The organism is Paenibacillus sp. NPDC101420, assembly GCF_050277435.1.
GTDB lineage: Bacteria > Bacillota > Bacilli > Paenibacillales > Paenibacillaceae > Paenibacillus_AQ.
In genome coordinates, this window is the sequence record NZ_JBNNSE010000002.1 from 1,172,005 (window position 1) to 1,192,472 (window position 20,468).

At 43.2% G+C, this 20,468-nt stretch carries 22 protein-coding genes; 21 read left to right on the forward strand and 1 reads right to left on the reverse strand.

The genetic code is table 11. The features are described 5' to 3' along the window. Positions 1-28: 28 nt before the first annotated feature. The 8 genes from ACQKMP_RS14270 to ACQKMP_RS14305 all read left to right on the forward strand — a co-directional run bounded on the left by ACQKMP_RS14270 (position 29) and on the right by ACQKMP_RS14305 (position 5,343). Positions 29-1,012 carry an ABC transporter substrate-binding protein gene (locus ACQKMP_RS14270; protein ID WP_427469590.1) on the forward strand — a complete coding sequence of 328 codons (984 nt, stop codon included), beginning with the start codon at positions 29-31 and terminating at the stop codon, positions 1,010-1,012. Positions 1,013-1,041: 29 nt separating this feature from the next. Further along, positions 1,042-1,407, forward strand: coding sequence for a cupin domain-containing protein (locus ACQKMP_RS14275; RefSeq protein WP_042194089.1), 366 nt, complete (start codon positions 1,042-1,044; stop codon positions 1,405-1,407). A gap of 118 nt (positions 1,408-1,525) precedes the next feature. After that, positions 1,526-1,948 carry an SRPBCC family protein gene (locus ACQKMP_RS14280; protein WP_427469591.1) on the forward strand — a complete coding sequence of 141 codons (423 nt, stop codon included), beginning with the start codon at positions 1,526-1,528 and terminating at the stop codon, positions 1,946-1,948. Between the two features lies 1 nt (position 1,949). Next, positions 1,950-2,282, forward strand: coding sequence for an ArsR/SmtB family transcription factor (locus tag ACQKMP_RS14285; protein ID WP_042128608.1), 333 nt, complete (start codon positions 1,950-1,952; stop codon positions 2,280-2,282). A 453-nt stretch (positions 2,283-2,735) separates the two neighbouring features. Then, positions 2,736-2,978 (forward strand): hypothetical protein, encoded by a 243-nt coding sequence (locus ACQKMP_RS14290; RefSeq protein ID WP_427469592.1) that lies wholly within the window; start codon positions 2,736-2,738, stop codon positions 2,976-2,978. A 41-nt stretch (positions 2,979-3,019) separates the two neighbouring features. Further along, complete coding sequence (locus ACQKMP_RS14295) at positions 3,020-3,340, forward strand: hypothetical protein (RefSeq protein ID WP_042189109.1); 321 nt, start codon at positions 3,020-3,022, stop codon at positions 3,338-3,340. Positions 3,341-3,499: 159 nt separating this feature from the next. Next, the gene (locus ACQKMP_RS14300; RefSeq protein ID WP_042189107.1) at positions 3,500-4,531 is read left to right on the forward strand and encodes a daunorubicin resistance protein DrrA family ABC transporter ATP-binding protein; all 1,032 of its coding nucleotides are present in this window, start codon (positions 3,500-3,502) and stop codon (positions 4,529-4,531) included. Next, positions 4,528-5,343, forward strand: coding sequence for an ABC transporter permease (locus tag ACQKMP_RS14305; protein ID WP_042128598.1), 816 nt, complete (start codon positions 4,528-4,530; stop codon positions 5,341-5,343). The genes ACQKMP_RS14300 and ACQKMP_RS14305 overlap by 4 nt, the downstream gene beginning before the upstream one ends. Before the next feature lie 64 nt (positions 5,344-5,407). Here the strand turns inward: ACQKMP_RS14305 and ACQKMP_RS14310 are convergent, their stop codons facing one another. Beyond that, entirely contained in the window at positions 5,408-6,061 is a 654-nt protein-coding gene (locus tag ACQKMP_RS14310; RefSeq protein WP_427469593.1) for a TetR/AcrR family transcriptional regulator, read from the reverse strand. Between the two features lie 198 nt (positions 6,062-6,259). On the opposite strand from ACQKMP_RS14310, the gene ACQKMP_RS14315 reads away from it, so the two are divergent. The 13 genes from ACQKMP_RS14315 (at position 6,260) to ACQKMP_RS14375 (ending at position 20,467) form a co-directional block, all read left to right on the forward strand. Continuing rightward, positions 6,260-7,045, forward strand: coding sequence for an SDR family NAD(P)-dependent oxidoreductase (locus ACQKMP_RS14315; RefSeq protein WP_379423902.1), 786 nt, complete (start codon positions 6,260-6,262; stop codon positions 7,043-7,045). 179 nt (positions 7,046-7,224) lie between these two features. Continuing rightward, the gene (locus ACQKMP_RS14320; protein ID WP_427469594.1) at positions 7,225-7,944 is read left to right on the forward strand and encodes an SDR family NAD(P)-dependent oxidoreductase; all 720 of its coding nucleotides are present in this window, start codon (positions 7,225-7,227) and stop codon (positions 7,942-7,944) included. Positions 7,945-8,296: 352 nt separating this feature from the next. Further along, the gene (locus ACQKMP_RS14325) at positions 8,297-9,055 is read left to right on the forward strand and encodes a YveK family protein (protein ID WP_042189097.1); all 759 of its coding nucleotides are present in this window, start codon (positions 8,297-8,299) and stop codon (positions 9,053-9,055) included. Continuing rightward, positions 9,003-9,710 (forward strand): CpsD/CapB family tyrosine-protein kinase, encoded by a 708-nt coding sequence (locus ACQKMP_RS14330; RefSeq protein ID WP_042189094.1) that lies wholly within the window; start codon positions 9,003-9,005, stop codon positions 9,708-9,710. The genes ACQKMP_RS14325 and ACQKMP_RS14330 overlap by 53 nt, the downstream gene beginning before the upstream one ends. Before the next feature lie 6 nt (positions 9,711-9,716). Further along, positions 9,717-10,952: an oligosaccharide flippase family protein gene (locus ACQKMP_RS14335; RefSeq protein WP_427469595.1), complete on the forward strand. Its 1,236-nt coding sequence runs from the start codon at positions 9,717-9,719 to the stop codon at positions 10,950-10,952. Between the two features lie 32 nt (positions 10,953-10,984). After that, positions 10,985-12,256 (forward strand): O-antigen ligase family protein, encoded by a 1,272-nt coding sequence (locus ACQKMP_RS14340; protein ID WP_427469596.1) that lies wholly within the window; start codon positions 10,985-10,987, stop codon positions 12,254-12,256. Between the two features lie 64 nt (positions 12,257-12,320). Beyond that, positions 12,321-13,502 carry a glycosyltransferase family 4 protein gene (locus tag ACQKMP_RS14345; protein WP_427469765.1) on the forward strand — a complete coding sequence of 394 codons (1,182 nt, stop codon included), beginning with the start codon at positions 12,321-12,323 and terminating at the stop codon, positions 13,500-13,502. Positions 13,503-13,564: 62 nt separating this feature from the next. Beyond that, on the forward strand, positions 13,565-15,475 hold the full coding sequence (locus ACQKMP_RS14350) for a polysaccharide biosynthesis protein (protein WP_427469597.1): 1,911 nt from the start codon (positions 13,565-13,567) through the stop codon (positions 15,473-15,475). Between the two features lie 3 nt (positions 15,476-15,478). Then, on the forward strand, positions 15,479-16,597 hold the full coding sequence (locus ACQKMP_RS14355; RefSeq protein WP_427469598.1) for an LCP family protein: 1,119 nt from the start codon (positions 15,479-15,481) through the stop codon (positions 16,595-16,597). A 24-nt stretch (positions 16,598-16,621) separates the two neighbouring features. Next, positions 16,622-17,248, forward strand: a complete 627-nt coding sequence (locus ACQKMP_RS14360; protein WP_156113132.1) for a sugar transferase — start codon at positions 16,622-16,624, stop codon at positions 17,246-17,248. Continuing rightward, positions 17,245-18,054: a GNAT family N-acetyltransferase gene (locus tag ACQKMP_RS14365; protein ID WP_042189084.1), complete on the forward strand. Its 810-nt coding sequence runs from the start codon at positions 17,245-17,247 to the stop codon at positions 18,052-18,054. Before ACQKMP_RS14360 ends, ACQKMP_RS14365 begins: the two co-directional genes overlap by 4 nt. Positions 18,055-18,131: 77 nt before the next feature. Beyond that, the gene (locus ACQKMP_RS14370; protein ID WP_427469599.1) at positions 18,132-19,241 is read left to right on the forward strand and encodes a GNAT family N-acetyltransferase; all 1,110 of its coding nucleotides are present in this window, start codon (positions 18,132-18,134) and stop codon (positions 19,239-19,241) included. Between the two features lie 59 nt (positions 19,242-19,300). Next, positions 19,301-20,467, forward strand: coding sequence for an aminotransferase class I/II-fold pyridoxal phosphate-dependent enzyme (locus ACQKMP_RS14375; protein WP_379423908.1), 1,167 nt, complete (start codon positions 19,301-19,303; stop codon positions 20,465-20,467). Position 20,468: the final 1 nt, after the last annotated feature.

Consider the following 20,468-nt stretch of genomic DNA (forward strand, 5'->3'; position numbering starts at 1 on the left):
AGAAACCATTATGTTGGAGGAATTTCGTATGAAAAAGATTAGAGGACTGCTAGTCGCAATACTATTATTAGCAGGTATACTAGCGGGTTGTACTGAAACACCTGCTGAAAATAAAGAATCAACTAAAGAAGGCGTATCTTCAACAGCAGTTAATGTAGATGCAGCTGATTGGCCAAGAACATTTAAGGATGCCTTAGGTAAAGAAATTGTTATCGAGAAAAAACCAGAAAAAATAGCCTCGTTATGGTATTTTTATCCTGAAATATTAGTTGCATTAGGAGAGCCACCTGTTGCATCTACAGAAAAAGAGTATCTATCTTCTTTATCTTATTTAAAAGAAAAGCTGGATTCAGCTGAAGAACTAGGAGATAAAGTGTCTCCTAGCATTGAGAAAATTCTATCTATTAATTCTGATTTTATTTTAGCAACAGAGCATCATGAAGCAGTGTATGATTCACTAGATAAAATTGCACCAGTCATTACATTAAAATACAAGGACATCTATGAAGATTGGCAATATGGACTCCGTACAGTAGCCATGATTATTGGCAAAGAAGACGAAGCGGAAAAAGTAATTGATAAAATGATGAAAGATATTACAACTGGGCGTGAAACATTAAAGTCGATGGAAAGAGAGACAGTATCGCTTATATTGTCTTGGGATGGAAAAACTTTTAATGTTCTAGGTGAAGGGAATCCGGTCTATAAACTTGCTTTTGATAAAAAAAAGGGACTGGGGCTTACACCGGATGATACATATGCAGGTAATAATAATGAATTTACTTCGTTTGAAGGAATATCAACTGTTCAAGCAGACCATATTTTCCTTATAGGTGACATTACAAAAAAGGAGGAATTAATGAATAACTTAAAACAAAGTAATGTGTGGAATGCTATGAATGCCGTAAAGAAAGACAATGTCTATTTAATGGATAATTCCGCTATTACTGGTGGACCATTAGCTATTGATTACGCTTTACAAAATATATTATCAGCCTTGCTTAAGCGCTAATAAGTTGAGGAAAATAAGGAGTGATTACTATCCATTATCAAGCTATTAATCTGAACGATAAGTTATCTAAATTTAACGACCTTTGGTCTCCGAAAGTCATTGGTGAAATGAATGACTATCAATTTAAACTTATTAAGATCACTGGGGATTTTGAATGGCATGTTCATCAAGATACCGATAAGGTATTTTTCACGCTCGAAGGGGAGATGACCATTGATTTCCGTGATGGTCAGGTTAAAATCTCCAAGGGTGAGATGTTTATTCTCCCAAAGGGAGTCGAGATGAAGCCTTCCGCCGAAAAGGAATGCCATATCATGTTGGTGGAGCCTAGAAGCGTAGTAAACACTGGCGGTACTGAGTCCGAATTAACAGCAGCCAATGATACTTGGATCTAGTTAAGGCTTTCCTCCGCTATTCCCTTAAGGTTTCTGCAAATTGACATAACACCAAATGGTGTTATAATAAAAATGAAACCAGAAGGTGTTACATTAAAATGAATTTTGGAGGAAATTTATGCAAACTCAAGGACCACTACAAGATATTCGTCAAACAATTACACTCAATGCGCCAATTGAAAAAGTATGGAAAGCTGTTTCCACTGCTAAAGGAATAGCTGCCTGGTGGATGCCAAGTACATTCGAGCCAGTGGTAGGTCATGAGTTCATTCTACATGCTGGACAATTCGGGGATTCCCCATGTAAAGTTACAGAGATTGATGAACCGAATCGTGTCGGTTTTAATTGGGGGAAGGATTGGCATCTTGCTTTTGAATTGAAAGAGATTAATGGGAAAACGGAGTTCACCGTGATTCATTCTGGATGGGACCCTGAAAAGGTAACTGAATTTGGTCAACCGCATCCAATCGTTCGTGGCTTTATGAACGGCGGCTGGGAGAAAATCGTCCAAGAAAAACTTCCTGCTTATATCGAGGCTTAAGATGCCAGTCGCTGAATCTGGACATGATGTATTTCAAGCGATAGCAGATCCTACCCGCCGCAGTCTGCTAAAGCTGCTTGCTAATAAGGAAATGTCCATAGCATCCATCTCGGACTGCTACCCGATCAGCCGAACCGCTGTTAATAAGCATTTACAAGTATTGTCCGATGCACAGCTTGTTAGCAGTCAGAAAGTCGGTCGGGAGACTAGGTACAAGCTTCAGCCAGAGCCTCTACTGGAGCTTCAAGATTGGCTTACCTTTTTTGAACAATACTGGGCTAATAAACTGTTTGCGCTTAAAGAATATGTTGAAGCAGATCATAACAATGAATGATAAACCGAGAGGCGTGAGATCGCGCTTCTCGGTTTTTTTGGTGCATTGTGCAAAAATACATATCATACGAATGGTGGGCTTCCTGTTACTTGTATTAATGACGCAACACAACTATAGTTGCTTGTTAAACCTCTGAATTCCCTTTATCCTAAAAGGTAATTATTGGGAGTGGATTGAATGTCAGAAAAAGTTAATCAAGAAGACACTCAACCAGCTGCGTCTGGAAGAATTACAGGAAGAAGTCAAACCTCTTAGTGATGCAGAGATGAAGGAAGTCTCTGGTGGATTAGGTGGGAATAGAGATCAATTGAAAACTACGTCACCAAGTGCTATCAAAAATGGAAGAACAATCTTTAATGGTTAGTTTTATCTCATGAATTTAAGCACTGATTACAATCACCTCAGGGTCTTTTACATGTAGCGGCAGCTACGGAATGGCTTCAGCGCAACCGAATGACACTTGATGATTTAGGTGAATGCATTCGTGAGAAGCTAATTGAATCCAAGCTGATGGATATCGTATGCAGAGATCAAGTAGAAAAGTATTACTACGAGCAGCGAATATCCTTCGACACCGCCGTAATTTCACAGATTATCATGACGGAATATGGGCCGATTCGGGAATTAATGTATCGTATAGAAGAAGGCGGGGATTTTTATACTTTTGCACGTCAGTATTCTTTGGACGAACCTTAGACGAATTAAAGAACTTCCACTTCGTTATGATACGATGATCGGTGAAAGTGGAATTAGATTATCTGGTGGGCAAGCTCAACGAATCGCGATTGCACGAGCGCTGCTTTGGTAATCCTCCGATATTGGTGTTTGATGAAGCAACGAGCGCATTAGATACGGAGTCAGAACGGAAAATTCAGAATAATATGGATCTTATTATTAAAAATAGAACCACGTTAATCATCGAGCATCGATTAAGTACAGTTAAGCATGCGGATCGTAGCATTGTGCTAGATCAAGGCGTAATTGTGGAAAGCGGAACCCATGAAGAACTTTTTCAGGCAAAAGGTCTGTATTATTATTTAGTCAGTCAGCAATTATAATGAGTTGGATTAGCCATGTTCATTGAACGTGGTTTTTTGTTTGTTTTCATAGAAAATAATTAAATGGATAAGTTTAACTCAGTATAAACCTTCGTTTAAATTCAGTTTATAAATGGCGTTTATCATCACAATATAATCTGAAACGTTGGAGGAATTACAATGGTGCATGTACAGAACAAGATCATTTCACCAGACGATCATGAGTGGGCCGTCGAGGCGCGTGGACTGGTCAAAACCTTTGGTGACAATCGCGCGGTGGATGGCGTGAATTTGAACGTGAAAGCAGGTACGATCTATGGCGTACTTGGTCCGAATGGGGCAGGAAAGACTACCGTCATTCGGATGCTGGCAACCTTACTTCGTCCCGATGCAGGTACTGGGCGAATCTTCGGGCATGATGTGGTGAAGGAGTCGCAGATTGTTAGGCAATTAATTGGTGTGACAGGACAATATGCCTCAGTCGATGAGTCATTAAGTGCTACAGAGAATCTTATTATCTTCTCTCGGCTATTAGGGCTTGGGCGCGCAGAGTCGCGGAAAAAAGCAACAGAATTACTGGAAGAGTTTGGTCTGACTGAGGCGGCTAAACGGCCTCTTCGAAATTTCTCTGGCGGTATGCGTCGCCGTCTGGATTTGGCAGCTAGCCTTATTGCACAACCACCTTTAATTTTCCTGGATGAACCCACTACAGGGCTTGATCCTCGCACTCGTTCACAGATGTGGGATACCATTCGTCGATTGGTGAATACGGGATCAACAGTTCTTCTGACTACACAGTACCTTGAAGAAGCAGATCAACTGGCTGATCGGATCGCAGTTATCGATCGTGGGCAAGTCGTTGCAGAGGGAACGGCGGATGATTTGAAAGCGTCTGTGGGTACCACATCGCTACACCTGAAGGTTCAGCATCTAAAAGATATTGAACAAGCCCGTCAGCGTGTGGAACATGTGCTTAAAATTCAGTCCGTGGTATCGTACGAAACTGGGAAAATAACGGCACCGATGGCGGACGCTGATTTAGTTACAGACCTACTTATTGCGCTTCGTGAGGAAGGGATTCACTTGGCTGAGATGAGTGTACAGAAACCGACGCTTGATGAAGTATTCCTAACGATTACAGGTCATGGTGCTACAGATGAAACGTCAACAGCGTCCCAAGAGTCAAATGTTAAGGAGGCAGCAAGAGTATGAGAACCACTACAATAAATTCGGGTGTTAACCGCCCATTGAAAAACCATACGAGTTTTCGGCAATCTGTGCGCAACTCGTTAACGATGGCTTATCGTGGGATACTGAAAATTCGACGTACCCCTGAGCAATTGTTCGACGTTACACTTCAGCCAATTATTTTCACGCTGATGTTTACCTATATCTTTGGAGGGGCTATATCTGGTGACGTGGTAAGTTATTTGCCTGTTATTATCCCCGGTATTCTTGTGCAGACTGTAATCACTACCTCCATCGTTACTGGCGTCCAATTACGTGAGGACATGGATAAAGGCGTGTTCGACCGATTCAAGTCCCTGCCAATTGCTCGTATAGCTCCGTTAGCGGGGGCTTTGTTGGCGGACACGATTAGATACACGATTGCTACTGTTCTTACATTTACCATGGGCTACATAATGGGTTACCGTCCTGATGGTGGTCTGGAACATGTCGCATTCGCTGCGCTTCTTGTTATTGTTTGTGCTTGGTCGATTAGCTGGATTTTCGCTTTCTTCGGTGTGATTGCACGGACTGCTTCTAGTGTGCAGGGGATATCAATGATTGTGTTGTTCCCACTTACGTTTCTATCTAATGCCTTCGTGCCTGTCGATACGCTGCCTAACTGGTTACAATGGTTTGTTAAAGTCAATCCAATCTCACATCTCGTTTCTGCCGTACGACAACTTACTAACTTTGGAACCGTAGGTTGGGATTTCACTATCTCTTTGATCGGAGCAGCTGTCATCGTCGCAATATTTGCACCTATTACGGTACGTGCTTATATGCGTCGGACATAAATATGAAATGAAAAAACGGCAGAAATGCCGTTTTTTTTGTATTAGCCGCAAAAATCCTCTTTTTTTAATTATCGCTTCTAAAGAATGTATGAATTAAATTGGATAACGATCTATCATACAATGTTTTAGCAGTTTCTTCATTTTGAATATGTCCCCCCAAATGCAGATGAATGACGCCATGCAATGACGCCCACACCAGGTTTACAACAAGGAGGGGGTCTTTCTCGTTAATAAACCCTTGTTCGATGGCTTCTGTAATAAGGGCTATCACTTGTTGTAGTGCCGTAAAGATAGCATGTAAACTTTCCTCCTCCGGTTTGAATTCGCTAAAAGCCCCTCCGAACATAACCATATAATAGCTGGTATGATTCCGTGAGAAATCCCAATAAGCTTGTCCAAGATCGCGAAGATATAAATTTAGATTGTCTTGTTTTGGAACCGCTTGAAAGGCAGCGGCCAACAATTTACACCCTTGCAGAAAAAGCTCCTTCGCTAAACCTTCCTTGTTTCCAAACAAGTTATAAATGATTTTTGTGGGACATTCCATTTTTTCAGCAACCTTGCGAATGGTTACACCTTCAGGTCCGGATTCATGCATAATGGCCGCAGCGGCTTCGATAATATTCAGTCTTAATATTTCTGCATGCTGTAGTTTTGCTTTTGGGTAGGTTGTAACGGATTGAGCATCTATAGAAGATATTTTGGACGATTTTTGCATGTAGTTTCACTTCCTTAGAACTTTACTTTAGCTATTTTTCAAATAGCCGTTATTTCTAAACCTTATTTTACTGATGTAGAAGAGAAATAGCCAATAATTAAATGTAGAATTTTATTTGACAACGCAACCTCACTTGGATACAATGATTCATATTGAAACACTGTTTCTAGATGGTCATTAAAGGGAGAGATGATAGCAATGATTACAATTCAAAATAAATGGACGTTGATTACAGGGGCTTCTTCAGGGATAGGTGAAGCGTTTGCTCATGATCTTGCAGCCAAAGGAAGTCATTTGATATTAGTCGCCCGTTCCGAAGATAAATTGATTGCTTTAGCGGAAAAATTACAAAGAGAATTTCATATTCAAGCGGAGGTTATCGTTGCTGATTTATCGCAAGAAGGTTCTCCTAGCAGGCTCTATCAACAATGTATGGAACGTGGTCTGAACGTTGATATTCTTATTAATAATGCAGGTTTTGCTACGTATGGGCTTTTTGAACAACTGTCTGGTCCAAGACAACATGAAGAGGTGATGCTAAATGTTTTGGCGGTAGTAGATCTGACCCATTTATTTTTGCCAGAGATGTTAAGAAGAAAAAGCGGAGTGATTATAAACGTTGCATCAACAGCAGCATTTCAACCTCTCCCTAATATGGCTGTATATGGAGCGACAAAAGCTTTTGTATTATCATTTACACAAGCACTATGGGAGGAAAATCGGAAACGGGGAGTACAATTTCTTGCGTTATGTCCGGGGTCTACGGAAACAGAATTTTTTAATGTTGTGGGAGCCGATGAAGCTTCAGTAGGGAAACGAGATACTCCAGAAAATGTGGTTCAAGTCGCTCTTCGGTCGCTTCAAGCTAGAAAAGTATTTGCTGTCCCAGGATTTACAAACTATATTTCAGCTCAACTGTCACGTTTTTTCACACGTAAACAAATGCTTTATTTTGTAGGACGTATGCTCCGTACGCGACATTAATTGGTCAATATTTTGCTTCGATGATGTAAAATAAAGAGCCGTTATCTATGGATTACTCCATGATAGCGGCTTTTTTCAAAAGTTAATTGCCTAACTTCGAATTTTAACCCTACTTCTTCATGTCCTTCGATGGTACTATGATATAAAAATAGAATGATGCATATAGAAAGGGCGACAGTATGAGAAACTATCTAATTTTGGGGGCAAGTAAAGGTTTGGGAGATGCATTTGTGAAAGGTTTACCTGAGTATGGTGATCGAGTGTGGATTGTCTCCAGAAGCAGACCGGGCAGTCTGGATCTTAATGATGGCATACAGCGGGTATGGATTGCTGTAGATCTATCGCTGCCAGATGCCGCACAAGTCTTATCAAAGGGAATTCAAACGGAGAAGATTGATGTTTTAGTTTATAACGTGGGTATTTGGGAGAAAGAAGGTTTTGAGGATCACTATACTTTTGACAAGGATGAGACGAGTGACATTGCCAACATTATTAATGTGAATATAACTTCAACAATTACCTGCATACAGGCTGTATTACCTAATCTTCGTAAATCGGAAGCAGGAAAAATTATTCTAATTGGCTCCACAGCAGGACTGGATCATACCAATAACGCCCAGGTATCATTTGTAGCTTCCAAGTTCGGTCTGCGTGGTATTACACATGCATTACGTGAGCATGTTCGTAAGGATGGCATTGCAGTAACTTGTGTAAATCCGGGTGAGCTGGCAGCAGAAATTCCTTATGAGGATGGCGCAGAAAAAGCGATTGCAGAATATAGCGGCACAAGAATTCCTGTTCAGGACATTGTCTCCATTGTGAAATGTATCGTTAACCTCTCTAGCGCTTCCTGTGTCAAAGAAATTCATATTCCAGCAATGGCGGATTTGAATGCATAATAAATCTCATTTATCCGTTAAGATTTCATTAAGATTCAATACGAAGATAAACCATATAATTGGATTATAGAAAGGTTATCAAAAAAATGCTACATAAGCGCGCCAACTAGCACGACGTATTATTAGGTTGTAGTAAAAAGTGAATATATAAGGCTGTCTACCAGTAGAATCCTACTAGTAAACGGCCTATTTTTGTTGGGATTTAATAGGGAGTCGGGTGGTTTTTTTTAAAAGAAGGCTTATAAATTCCCAACTTTTTTTGGACATATATTGGGCTAACGAGAATATAACTATACAATAAAACACTTGTTGAAGAAGAGGAAAATACATTAACGGTTAGGAGAAATGAACGATGGAATTCGAACTAGGCAGCATTTTGAAACTAGTGAAACGTAGGCTGCTGTTCATCATTGTATTATGTATTGTTGCGGTCGGAATTGCTAGCTTCGTTAGCTACTATGTCTTGAAACCGAAATACGAGGCGACGGCTTCTATTCTTATTCAAGGGGATAGGCAACAGAAAGCAATCAATGACATTATGGCTGGGCAAAAACTAGTAACCACTTACGGAGAAATTATCCGAAGCAGTAGAATCGCTGAAGAGGTCGTTAGAAGACTGCAATTAAACATGACCCCTGAAAAACTATTAGAAAAAGTGAAAACAAGAACAAGTAGCGAGTCACTCGTGACGACGGTAATTGTATCGGATTCTAATGCTCAGCGGGCAACGAATATCGCGAATGGCTTTGGTGAGGCCTTTAATGAGAACATCCAAGCGATTATGGGGGTAGAGAATGTTGTGCTTCTTGACCGAGCCAAGGTTCCTTTCGAGGCGATCTCACCCAAGCCAGTATTCAATATGGTCGTTGCTTTCGGACTTGCATTGATTGCTGGGATCGCATTTTCCATTCTACGGGAATTGGCGGAGAAACCTGTGAAAAGCGCCAAGAATATTCAGTTGGATTTGCAGCTTCCTCTTCTGGGAACGGTGGGAAAATTGAAGCCGCGGAAACGGCGGGAGAAGACGAAATCCAATTCAGTAGAAGGAGCCAGTAGACATGAAGAAGAAAACGCCAAGATTGTATTGCCTGGAACAACCGAAATCATCTAATGGTGACCAATTCCGAACGATACGATCTAATATTCGTTATACCCGAGTTGGTGGAGAAATTCGATCTTTATTAGTTACAAGCTCACTTCCGAATGAAGGTAAATCAACAGTGGCGATGAACTTGGCCATAGCGATGGCAGAAACGGGAAGAACTGTGCTGCTGATCGATGGGGATTTGCGTACACCAACGGTGCATAAGGCATTTGATCTACCCAATTGGATCGGATTAAGTAGTATCCTAGTGGATCAAACCCGTGTGGATGATTGTATTTTCCCTATTGAGGGATCAGAAGGACTTTCTGTAATGACATCGGGTCCGATCTCCCCCAATCCAGCTGACTTACTAGGATCAACAGGAATGAAAAGGTTATTTGCAGAGCTTAGTGAGAGATTTGATACGATTGTCATCGACTCTTCTTCGGTGTTAATGCCTTTTTCGGATGCCCTTATCTTGGCAAAGATGACCGAGGGGGTACTGTTAGTCGTAAAATCCGGGAAAGTGCTCTTGAAGCATACCAACTCTGCAAAACAGATTCTTGAGCAGCAAGGAGCACATATTTTGGGGGCGGTTTTGAATTATCGAAAAAGTAGCAAACGTTACAAGATTCGCGGTGAAGATTTTGCCGATTGGGCCTCAACTTCAGGGTTGGTCTAACGCATTATGACACTTGCTTCTCTTCGTTATTTATTCGGAAATATCACATACGCAGGCGCTCAATTCGTGATTGTAATTTTGCTTAATAAATTTGGCTCATCCGAAATCGTTGGGCAATATTCGTTAGGGCTTGCGGTGACTGCTCCCATCTTCATGCTGTCGCATCTGCATCTGCGTTCGGTCTTGATCGTTGATACATCTGGAAAATATCTTTTTGGAGATTTTTTTGGCCTTCGACTCGTGACAACCGCAGTTGCATTCACGGTTACAGCAGGTTGTTGCATCCTTAGTGGTGCTGATTGGAATACAGCTTTAGTCATATTTTTCATAGGATTGTATAGAATTGTTGAGTCGGTCAGCGATATTTTATTGGGTATCGTTCAGAAGCAGGAAAGGCTAGATCAAATCTCTTTCTCGAGAGCTGCTAAAGGATTGTTCTCCATACTTGTCTTCGCCCTCGTATTTATCCCTACTCAGAGTCTCATTCTAGCGTTATTAGTCATGATTATCGGATGGTTAGCAATAACCATTGGATATGATGCTCGCAAAGCGAGAGTGCATACGTCGCTCAGGCCACTTTTTAACAAAAGACGATTATGGGGCTTGCTGCTCATAAGCTCACCCCTTGGCGTGGTGCTGGCGTTGATGTCACTAAATACAAATATCCCACTATACGCGATTTCATATTTTAAAGGAGAACATGACTTAGGCATATACGCTACGCTCTCATACATGATCGTTGCCTGCAATGTTGTTGTGACTGCACTCGGTGAAGCGATAACACCACGTCTTGCCCGTTGGCACGCTAGCGGACGACATAAGGAGTTCATCTCTTTACTCAGTCGAATGATTGCAATGGGTATAGGAATTAGTGCGATCGCTTGTTTGATCGGGTGGATCTTTGGTCATCAGCTACTAACTCTTCTATTCAGTCCAGATGTGGCTACTGAGATAGGTTTATTTCATTGGTTACTCGTTTCTACCCTATTGGTATTTGTAACGTCTTACCTGTGGTATGCCATAACGGCTACCGGGAAGTACAAAGCGCAGATTCCCTTGTTTCTGTGTTCCGTGATCACTAATGGGCTTTCTTGTCTAATATTCGTGCCTATTTTCGGGGTGATAGGTGCTGCGGTGGGGGCTAGCTTGGCCTTATTCGTTCAGATGATAGGTAGTGTGATTGTACTTTTCTTGGTAATCCGTCAGGCAAGGAAACAGGTACAACGGGAATTGGCCGCATAGAGGCAATTTCTCATAGGAAAGTAGGGGCTTGTATGACATCTGTACTCGTTGTAGGGAAACCCTACACCATGCGTAATTTATTTCTGTTTGCGGTTATGGGTTACATCATCTGCCTTCCGGCTCAAATTGATTTCGGTGGCGCATTTCGAATCGCACCCTCTGACCTTTTCTTAATGCTTGGTTTGTTTGCAGCAGGTTTACACCTCAAATTGGACCCGAGGCAGTTCAGTTCATGGCATTGGGGGATGTTGTTTATTTTCGTCCTCGCTTCATTTGTATCCATATGGCGCAATGGATTCATTACGCAATACGCTCTATTGCAAAAAGATTTTGGGTTTGTACTCCTACTGCTGACTTACATCATGCTTGTTCAGGCTGTAGACAGCTGGGATCGGTTATATAAAATGCTACGAGCTTTTTTGATCAGTGTGCTGATCTTCAATGGCGTCGCTTTGTTCGATTTTTTTAGTGGAGTGAAGGTTCCGTTTATGGTGCAAGACGGTCGCCTCTCCGGGATGCTAATTGATCCGAATGCATACGGCGGATTACTAGTTACGGCTTTTGCCATTCATATCATGACGAGTGGAGACGGGGTGAAGCTGCTAAGGGGATGGGTGAGTACGCTAGCGACGATCACCTTAGCCGGGGGCATAATAATGACTTTTTCGCGTTCGTCATGGATAGGTTTGTTCCTTGTTCTGCTTACATTACTGCTGACTAATCCTTCTCGACTTCTCAAGATCGGCATGGGGTTTAGCGTCGCGTTTGGAGCATTGCTGTTGTATAAAGGTACAGCTTATCTGGATGTGCTTGGGAATATGGCCAGCAGACCCTCGCAGATTCAGTCGCGTCTAGACATCATTGGGAAGGCTGTGGAGTGGATCGCTCAAAGTCCATTATTAGGGATTGGACTCGGTAGCTATAACTATGAACTGCGGATTATTATCCATAATACTCCGATCTGGTTTATGACAGAATTTGGCTTGTTGGGCTTGATTGTGTACGGCGGATTCATGATCTGGTTCTTCATCGTTGGGATACGTTCTTATCGCGCGGCAGATAGGGTGAACAGACCGATCATTATGGCATTATTGCTGTCTCACGCAGCGATGATTGGACTTTCGATGGGTATTGAAGCCTTATTTCAGCGGTATTGGTGGTTCATGATGGCTATGAATGCAGCTTGCATCCGATTAACGAATACGGGATGGAAAGGAGTGAAGCGATATCGAACCAAGGGCACTGAAAAGTCAACGGGTCGTAACCTACGACAACAAACAGAACAAGCGCAACAAGCGCAATAACAAGAGGTTAGGGAGCATACCTGCTGAAGACTGTGGGCCGGTAAGAGTTGCTTTTGTAGCCTCCATTTTTGGGCATTTTGAGAGTTTTCATCTACCTTACATGGCGTTATTGCAGCAAAAAGGTTGTGAAGTGCATGCTTACGCGCAGCCCGGGGAAGCGAGATTACGGTTAGAAGAGAAGGGGATCGTGTGTCATGATGTGCCCATTCAGCGTAGCCCTTTACAGATGCAGAACTGGGCAGCGCTAGGGATATTAACGGAAAGCTTCAAGGAGGAGGGGTTCCAGTTCATCCATGTACATACGCCAGTCGCTTCGATTCTCGGACGGATTGCGGCCCATAAAGCAGGTGTACCTTGCACATTGTATACAGCGCATGGTTTTCATTTTTTCAAGGGAGCTCCTTTTCTGAACTGGATGCTATATTATCCGCTCGAGAGGTTAATGGCCCGCTGGACAGATGTGCTAATCACCATAAATAGAGAAGATTATGAACGCGCCCAGAAATTTTCTATACGGAAAAAGGTGACTTATGTGAGTGGTGTAGGACTTGATCTCCAGGTTTACGGCAGTGAACAGGATCAGCCTGAAACTGCGTCGGAGAAGGCAGATAGGCGACGCCAACTGTTTGATCTGCCGAAGCGTGAGCATGATGAACCTCCCTTCGTCATCCTATGCGTTGCTGAATTGAACGCCAACAAGAACCAGAAGCAGTTGATCGAAGCGCTGGGTCAGTTGGGGTCTCAAGCAGGCAACATCCATCTGGCTTTTGCGGGTACAGGACCGTTCGAGCAGACTCTATTGGAACTTGCTAATCGGCTGGGTGTCAGCGATCGGGTGCATATGCTTGGGTACCGTAGAGATATTCCGGATCTACTCAGAGCATGTGATGTTGCTGCACTTGTGTCTTATCGCGAGGGGCTACCTCGGGCGATTATGGAGGCGATGGCAGTAGGAAAACCCGTTATAGGTACGCATATTCGGGGGATTCATGATTTGATCGAACATGAGTCAACAGGCATGTTGGTTCCTGTTGGTGATATTACCGCTACCGCTAAGGCTTTTACTCAATTACGTGATGATCCAGAATTAACTACGGCAATGGGAGAAGCAAACAAGGAGAGGATCATTCGTTACGGGTTGCCTGCGGTGCTCCGTGAAATGGACTCGATCTATATAGAAGCGCTAAACAAGGAGGAAAGAAAGCGGGTTCCGTCTGAAATGCATGCCAGCCTATCGGGGGATTGAATATTCACTCTCACTTAAAAGGCGAGTAAATGAATTTTTAGTTAATTAGGGAGAAAGAAGTGATGAAAATGCGGATCGTCCGTTTGGTCATGTTGGATGCAGGGATTATTGCGGCTTCAGTGTGGCTTGTGTTTTTACTTCGGTTTGATTTTCAAATCCCTGAGATGTACGTGTGGATGCTTCCGTGGGCAATATTGATTCACATTGCGGTGTATGCGGCCTTCTCATTTGGATTCAAAGTGTATAACAATATCTGGCGATACACCGGAATGAGAGAGTTACTGCAGCTTCTAAAAGTGAGTGTATTAACCCTCGTTGGAGTGATTGCTGTCAACCTATCCACCCATGCAGTAATTCCTTCCTATCGACTACCGATTTCTATCTATTTTGCAGCGGGTTATGTGTTTCTGGGCATAGTTGGATTACGAATGGTTAAACGTCTTCTAAATGATGGATTTGAGACAACGGGTGTGAAGGATGCCTTCGAAGGTAATCTTCTAATCGTTGGGGCTGGTAAAGCAGGAATCCTCGTTACGAAAGATATCAAGCATTCAAGGTTCAAATTTATGCATCCGGTCGCTTTCATTGATGATGATGCATCCAAACAAAAGCTGGAAGTAATGGGGCTGCCGATTGTGGGTAACCGAAATTTCATTCCCGAGGCCGTGAAACAGCTGGACATTGCGTTCATTATTATTGCCCTCCCGACAGCGCCACATAACGACTTAATGGAGATTATTGAGATCTGCAAATCAACAAAAGCACAGATTAAGCTAATGCCTAGTATGACAGAAATTTTGGACGGGAAAATGGCAGTCAATCGAATTCGTGAAGTGTCCGTAAATGATTTGCTGGGTAGAACTCCTGTTGAGATTAATACTGAAGAGATTCGTGAGAATTTAGGGAGTGAGTGTATTCTCATCACGGGTGCAGGAGGCTCCATTGGCTCAGAACTGTGCCGTCAGCTAGCTGCGTATCGTCCGAAGGAAATGTTGCTGCTTGGTCATGGTGAGAACAGCATTTACCTGATTGAACAAGAGCTACGCCAATTATATCCCGATCAGAAGATTCAACCGATCATAGCTGATATTCAGGATGTGTCGCGGATCGATAGTGTTTTTCAGAATTTCCGACCTACGATTGTGTATCACGCCGCTGCGCATAAACATGTGCCCCTTATGGAGATGAATCCGGTGGAGGCGGTAAAGAACAACGTTATCGGAACAAGGAATGTTGCGGAAGCGAGTGCCAAATATGGTGCTAAGCGGTTCATTCTGATCTCTTCGGACAAAGCGGTTAATCCAACAAGTGTCATGGGAGCTACGAAGCGAGCGGCAGAAATGATTATTAATGATCAGAATTCATCTAGCAAGACGGTTTTTGCTGCTGTCCGTTTCGGTAATGTTCTCGGTAGTCGGGGGAGTGTTATTCCGTTATTCAAAAGACAGATCGAGAGTGGTGGCCCGGTTACGGTTACCCATATGGATATGGTGCGGTATTTCATGACGATCCCGGAAGCAGTGCAATTGGTTATCCAGGCGAGCGTACTGGCACAAGGTGGCGAGGTGTTCGTGCTTGATATGGGTAAGCCGGTTCGGATATACGATCTAGCAAGAGATTTAATACGTCTGTCGGGCTTAGAACCCGATAAAGATATCCCTATCGTGGTCACGGGCATTCGTCCTGGAGAGAAATTATTTGAGGAACTCCTGACAGAAGAGGAAGGATTGATGGTCACCAATAACTATCGCATCATGATCAGTCGGCCTCAAAGTGTTTCCAGATCCGAATTGAATTTGGTCCTTGGTGTGCTGGAGAATTTGTGCAAACGGTACGAATTTGTGCCAAGCAGTTATCAGATTAAGAAATTATTAAAGCAGCTTATTCCAAGCTATTCGGGCTTTCAGGAAGAACCACAGGTGGCTATTCATGAGCTTGAACGGATCAAATCCGAAGTTCATGCGGGGATCTAAGTGATGAAGTCGTTTATGAGTAGATGGAACAAGAAATTGCGTTTGCGTGGCAAGAGTGACAAGAAATTCACAAGAAAGCAAATAGTCATGCGGCGAATTGGAAGATTCGCCCTGATTGGTTTTCTGATTGTGATTGTAATTGGTGGCATTTGGATTAGAGGGGTATTAAATGCTGAGCAGCGATTTCAAAAGGCTGCCCTTAATCCATTAACGATACCTAACTCTAAAATTTCTGCAGTACCTGTGGGGAAGACGCAGTCGGATGGGACTACGAAAAGTCCAGCAAATTCGGATGGCGTGGTACTACCATCGACTGAACCAGCAGCATCGCCAGAAGCAACCGATAAAAAAACTTCATCCTTTAATGTTGTATTAATTGGAACAGATACGTGGGGTGGGGAAATCTCGCGTGCAGACACGATCATGGTTGTGCATGTAATGCCGGAACAGCGGAAGGTGAACATCGTCTCTGTACCGCGCGATACAAGGGTGTATGTACAAAATGTTGGATACACCAAAATTAATCATGCTCATATTGTTGGTGAGTCCAAAGGTGGGAATGAGCAAGGAACGTTGACGCTCATTCAAGCGGTGAGCGACTTTATGAATATTCCCATTCATCATTACATCAAGACGAATTTCTCTGGAGTTCGTGATTTCATCGATTCAATCGGTGGGATCGACATGGTAATCGATCAGGATGTCATAATAACCCCAGAGATTACCATCAAAAAAGGCGAACAGCATTTGGATGGTGTGCATGCTCTCTACCTTGCTAGGGCGCGTTACTCTACTCCGAACGGTGACTTTAGTCGTCAAGAGGAGCAATTCAATATCGTTAGAGCTGTGGCCAATAAGCTGTTGAGCCCTGAGCATCTTCCGGATCTGGCGGGATTATTGCTCCATGAAAAGAAAGACATTATCGATACAAGCTTCAGTGACAGTGATTTGCTCAGCTTAGCTTGGTTATTCAAGGGAATAACTTCCGAGGACTTTAAGTACGAGCAGATTCCAGGCAACAACAGTTTTGGTTCTGATCCGCTAGTCAGAACTAAGGTGTACTACTGGAGTGCTGATTTAAAACAGGTGAACTCACTGAAGGAACGTCTTTTTACGGATTAAGAGAAAGGCGGGAGGAGTACTAACATGTATCGCCATATGAAACGAGGCTTCGATCTTGTGGGAGCGATCGTTATGTTGTGTATATTTAGTCCAGTCATGGCTGTGGTGGCGTTGTTGATTCGAATGAAGCTTGGAAGCCCAATCTTGTTCAAGCAGCAACGACCAGGGCGGGGAGAGAAACCCTTCTTTATCTACAAATTTCGGACCATGGCTGAACTGTATGACACGCAGGGTCAGCCGTTACCAGATGAGCGACGATATATCAAATTTGGCGGAATCATCCGGAAGCTAAGTCTGGATGAACTACCACAATTGGTGAATGTTGTGAAGGGAGAAATGAGTCTGATTGGTCCAAGACCCTTACTCATGCGTTATAGCCCATACTATTCCGAACAGGAGAGGTTGCGTTTCTCAGTAAGACCAGGAATTACGGGATTAGCACAGGTTTCAGGACGCAATACTTCGTCGTGGAAAGACCGGCTTTCGTATGATGTCACCTATGTCGAGAGTTTAAGTTTCAGACTTGATGCGCTGATATTATGCAAGACCGTCTTGAAGGTGATTCGCCAAGATGATGTTGTAGCCAATCCAGGTCGGCATAGCCTGCCTCTGGATGAGTATAGGCTGAATAAAAAGGAGGGCCAGGCATGAGTGTGCAGTTTAGACCGCTGCATGAAGACGATATACATCATGCATGCCGGCTCTTGAAGAGCAATTTACCGGAGCATGTGTACAATCAAACGATATTTGCTTGTACGGGTTATCCAGCATATCTACAAGCGGCTTGTAAGTGTGGAGGTCATTCGGCCACGTTGTTGATTGGAGCCTATCTTGGAGAAGTGCTCATTGGATTCGCAGAATGGCGAAGAATGGAACAAATATTGGTTCTGAATAATTTAAACGTGGATGCGGCGTTTCGCAAGGACGGTATTGGCGGAATGCTCATGGCGTATGGAGAGAAATTAGCCAAGAGGGACGATATTAAGAAGTTGGTACTGGATGTGTTCTCATGGAATGAACAGGCTCATGCTTGGTACCTTCGCCTTGGCTTTGTAGAAGAAGGACGTACTTATTGGTATGTGAGGGATCTGGATCGTTCATTAACGGCTAGCGCAGATGTTATTGCTGCTGGAGCGGATATAGATGATGAAGAAGTGAATTACATTATTGATGATTACCCAATGGCAGAGGCACATCATCTAAAATACGGATTTTCTTCATTTAGGATTAGAACGAAGCAGAAGACTTCAGTTGTGGGTCGGCTCGGCGAGCAGTATTTTCGCATCCAACTGCAAAGTGGAGAGTGGGACGGTGGGTATCCACTAACCGATGTGTTACTCGACCTTGACCGGGAGAGAAAGCTGTTATTGCTTTCATCCGATGCATTCTTACGAGAGAGAGACCAAGCGCTAAGCTTAAGCACTGAAAGTATACGTATGATCAAGATATTGGATTAGCAGCGAATGCTTCCGAAGTCAGTTTTGTCGAAGTACCTCAAGGAAGCGTCGTTAACATAACTTTTAGGTGGTGACGTATGAGTGATTTCATTGTGCTTAATAGCGCGCATTCTGAAGAATGGGATGCTTATTTGAATCAGATGGATTGTAAGGATATCTATTTTTCTGCAGATTTTTTTCGGCTGTTTGAGGATGATGATCATCAACAGGCAGAACTGTTTGTTTTTAAGCAGGGTGAGAAGCTCATCATTTATCCTTACTTACTTCGCTCCATTAGCCATCTTCCAGCAGTCATCCAGCTGGGACTTGAAGGAGAATGGTATGACATCAGCACACCTTATGGATACGGGGGGCCGATATCTAATGTGCCAATAGGAGCGGAACGAACAGAGTTGTACCGAAAATTCAGTGAAACGTTCACAGATTACTGCAGAGAGAAAAAGATCATGACCGAGTTTGTAAGATTCCATCCTTTTATAGGCAATGCCACTGAATACCAGAAAGGGCTTACTACGGAGCTCAATCGGAATACAGCTTACATGGATTTGACAGTTGGCTCAGAGTCAGTGCTAATTCAGAACTATGGCAGCAATCATAAAAGAAATATCCGTAAATTAAAGTCAGCTCCATTCACCATTCGAAAGTCGGATCTTAAGGATCGGATCGAGCCTTTCATCGAGTTATATTACGGGACGTTAAATGATTTACAAGCAGATCCCTTTTATTATTTCCCTCGAAAATTTATAGAAGATACAAGCCTTTTGCCAGACGGACGGGTAGTGCTGTTTGAGGCGATGGATGGGGAGAGGAGTGTAGGGGCAAGTATTATACTTCTTGATCGACCATGGATGCATTATCACTTATGCGGTTGGGACCGAGCTTATCTGCAGTGGTCACCTACCAAATTTCTCATCCACGCAGCAGCCGTATGGGGGATGGAGAATGGATATGAAAAATTCCATCTCGGTGGGGGATATAAGGGGAATGACGAGCTGTTTCAGTTCAAGCTAAGATTCGCTACTCAACTAGAACCACTAGACTATTACTTAGGTAAGCGAATATTTTTCCCCGAGGTGTATGAACGAATGATAGCACTCTGTGACACTGGAGTTGCGGGGAATTACTTTCCGCTCTACCGGCATCCATCTCTTTTGAATCAAAATATCATGGACCACGCTCTGAAGTAAGTCAATAAGATATGTATTCCATTTGGATTAAAGCATCCAAATGGAGAAAGGAGCAAGGCATGAGTATTCGTCAACCACGCATTCTACCACGAATCTTGTTATCCCCACCGCATGTAAGTGGACGTGAACAGGCTTATTTGGAGGATGCAATTCATTCTGGCTGGATCGCTCCCATCGGACCACAAGTCGATGCTTTCGAGCGGGAGATGGCCGACTATACAGGTTCAAAGGGTGCACTTGCATTAAGCTCTGGAACAGCAGCAATTCATCTTGCACTACGTCTAGCTGGCGTTTCTCAAGGAGATTACGTGATTTGTTCGACGCTTACGTTCGTAGCTAGTGCCAATCCTATTTTATATTTGGGGGCTACACCTGTATTCGTAGACTCAGAACCAGAAACATGGAATATGTGTCCACTAGCCTTTCAGCGGGCCTGCCAGGATTTGAATGATAGAGGGATACTGCCTAAAGCAGCTGTTATTGTCAATTTGTACGGGCAGAGCGCAGACATGGAGCCAATTGTAGAAATCGCGAATCATTACGGTATTGTTTTAATAGAAGATGCTGCGGAATCCCTCGGTGCCTTTTATCACGGAAAGGCCAGTGGTACTTGGGGCCGCTTCGGAATCTATTCTTTCAACGGGAATAAAATTATTACAACCTCAGGTGGAGGTATGCTTGTATCGGATGATACCGATGCATTAGATCAAGCCCGTTTCTGGTCTACCCAAGCACGTGACACTGCTCCACACTATCAGCATTCCGAAATGGGTTATAACTACCGGCTAAGTAACCTGTTGGCAGCCATAGGACGAGGGCAACTGGAGCTACTTGAGGAAAAGGTCGAACGACGTAGATATATTTCTCAAGTGTACTCAGATCGATTGGGATCCATTCCGGGTCTTCATTTCATGCCGGAAGCGCCAAATTGTCGCAGTACACGCTGGTTAAGTGCGCTAACGATTGATGAAGAAATCGCAGGCTTCTCCGCTAATCAACTCTTAAAGTGCCTGGAATTCAACAATATAGAAGCTAGACCTGTATGGAAACCACTACATTTGCAACCTCTGTTCGAGAACGCCTTCTATTATCCATACATGGAGGGACATAGTGTATCTGATCAATTGTTCACAAAAGGTGTATGTCTACCTTCTGGTAGCTCTTTATCGGATGATGATCTGGTACGCGTAATGGATGCGATAGAGTCTTGTATTCAGAACCGCTGAA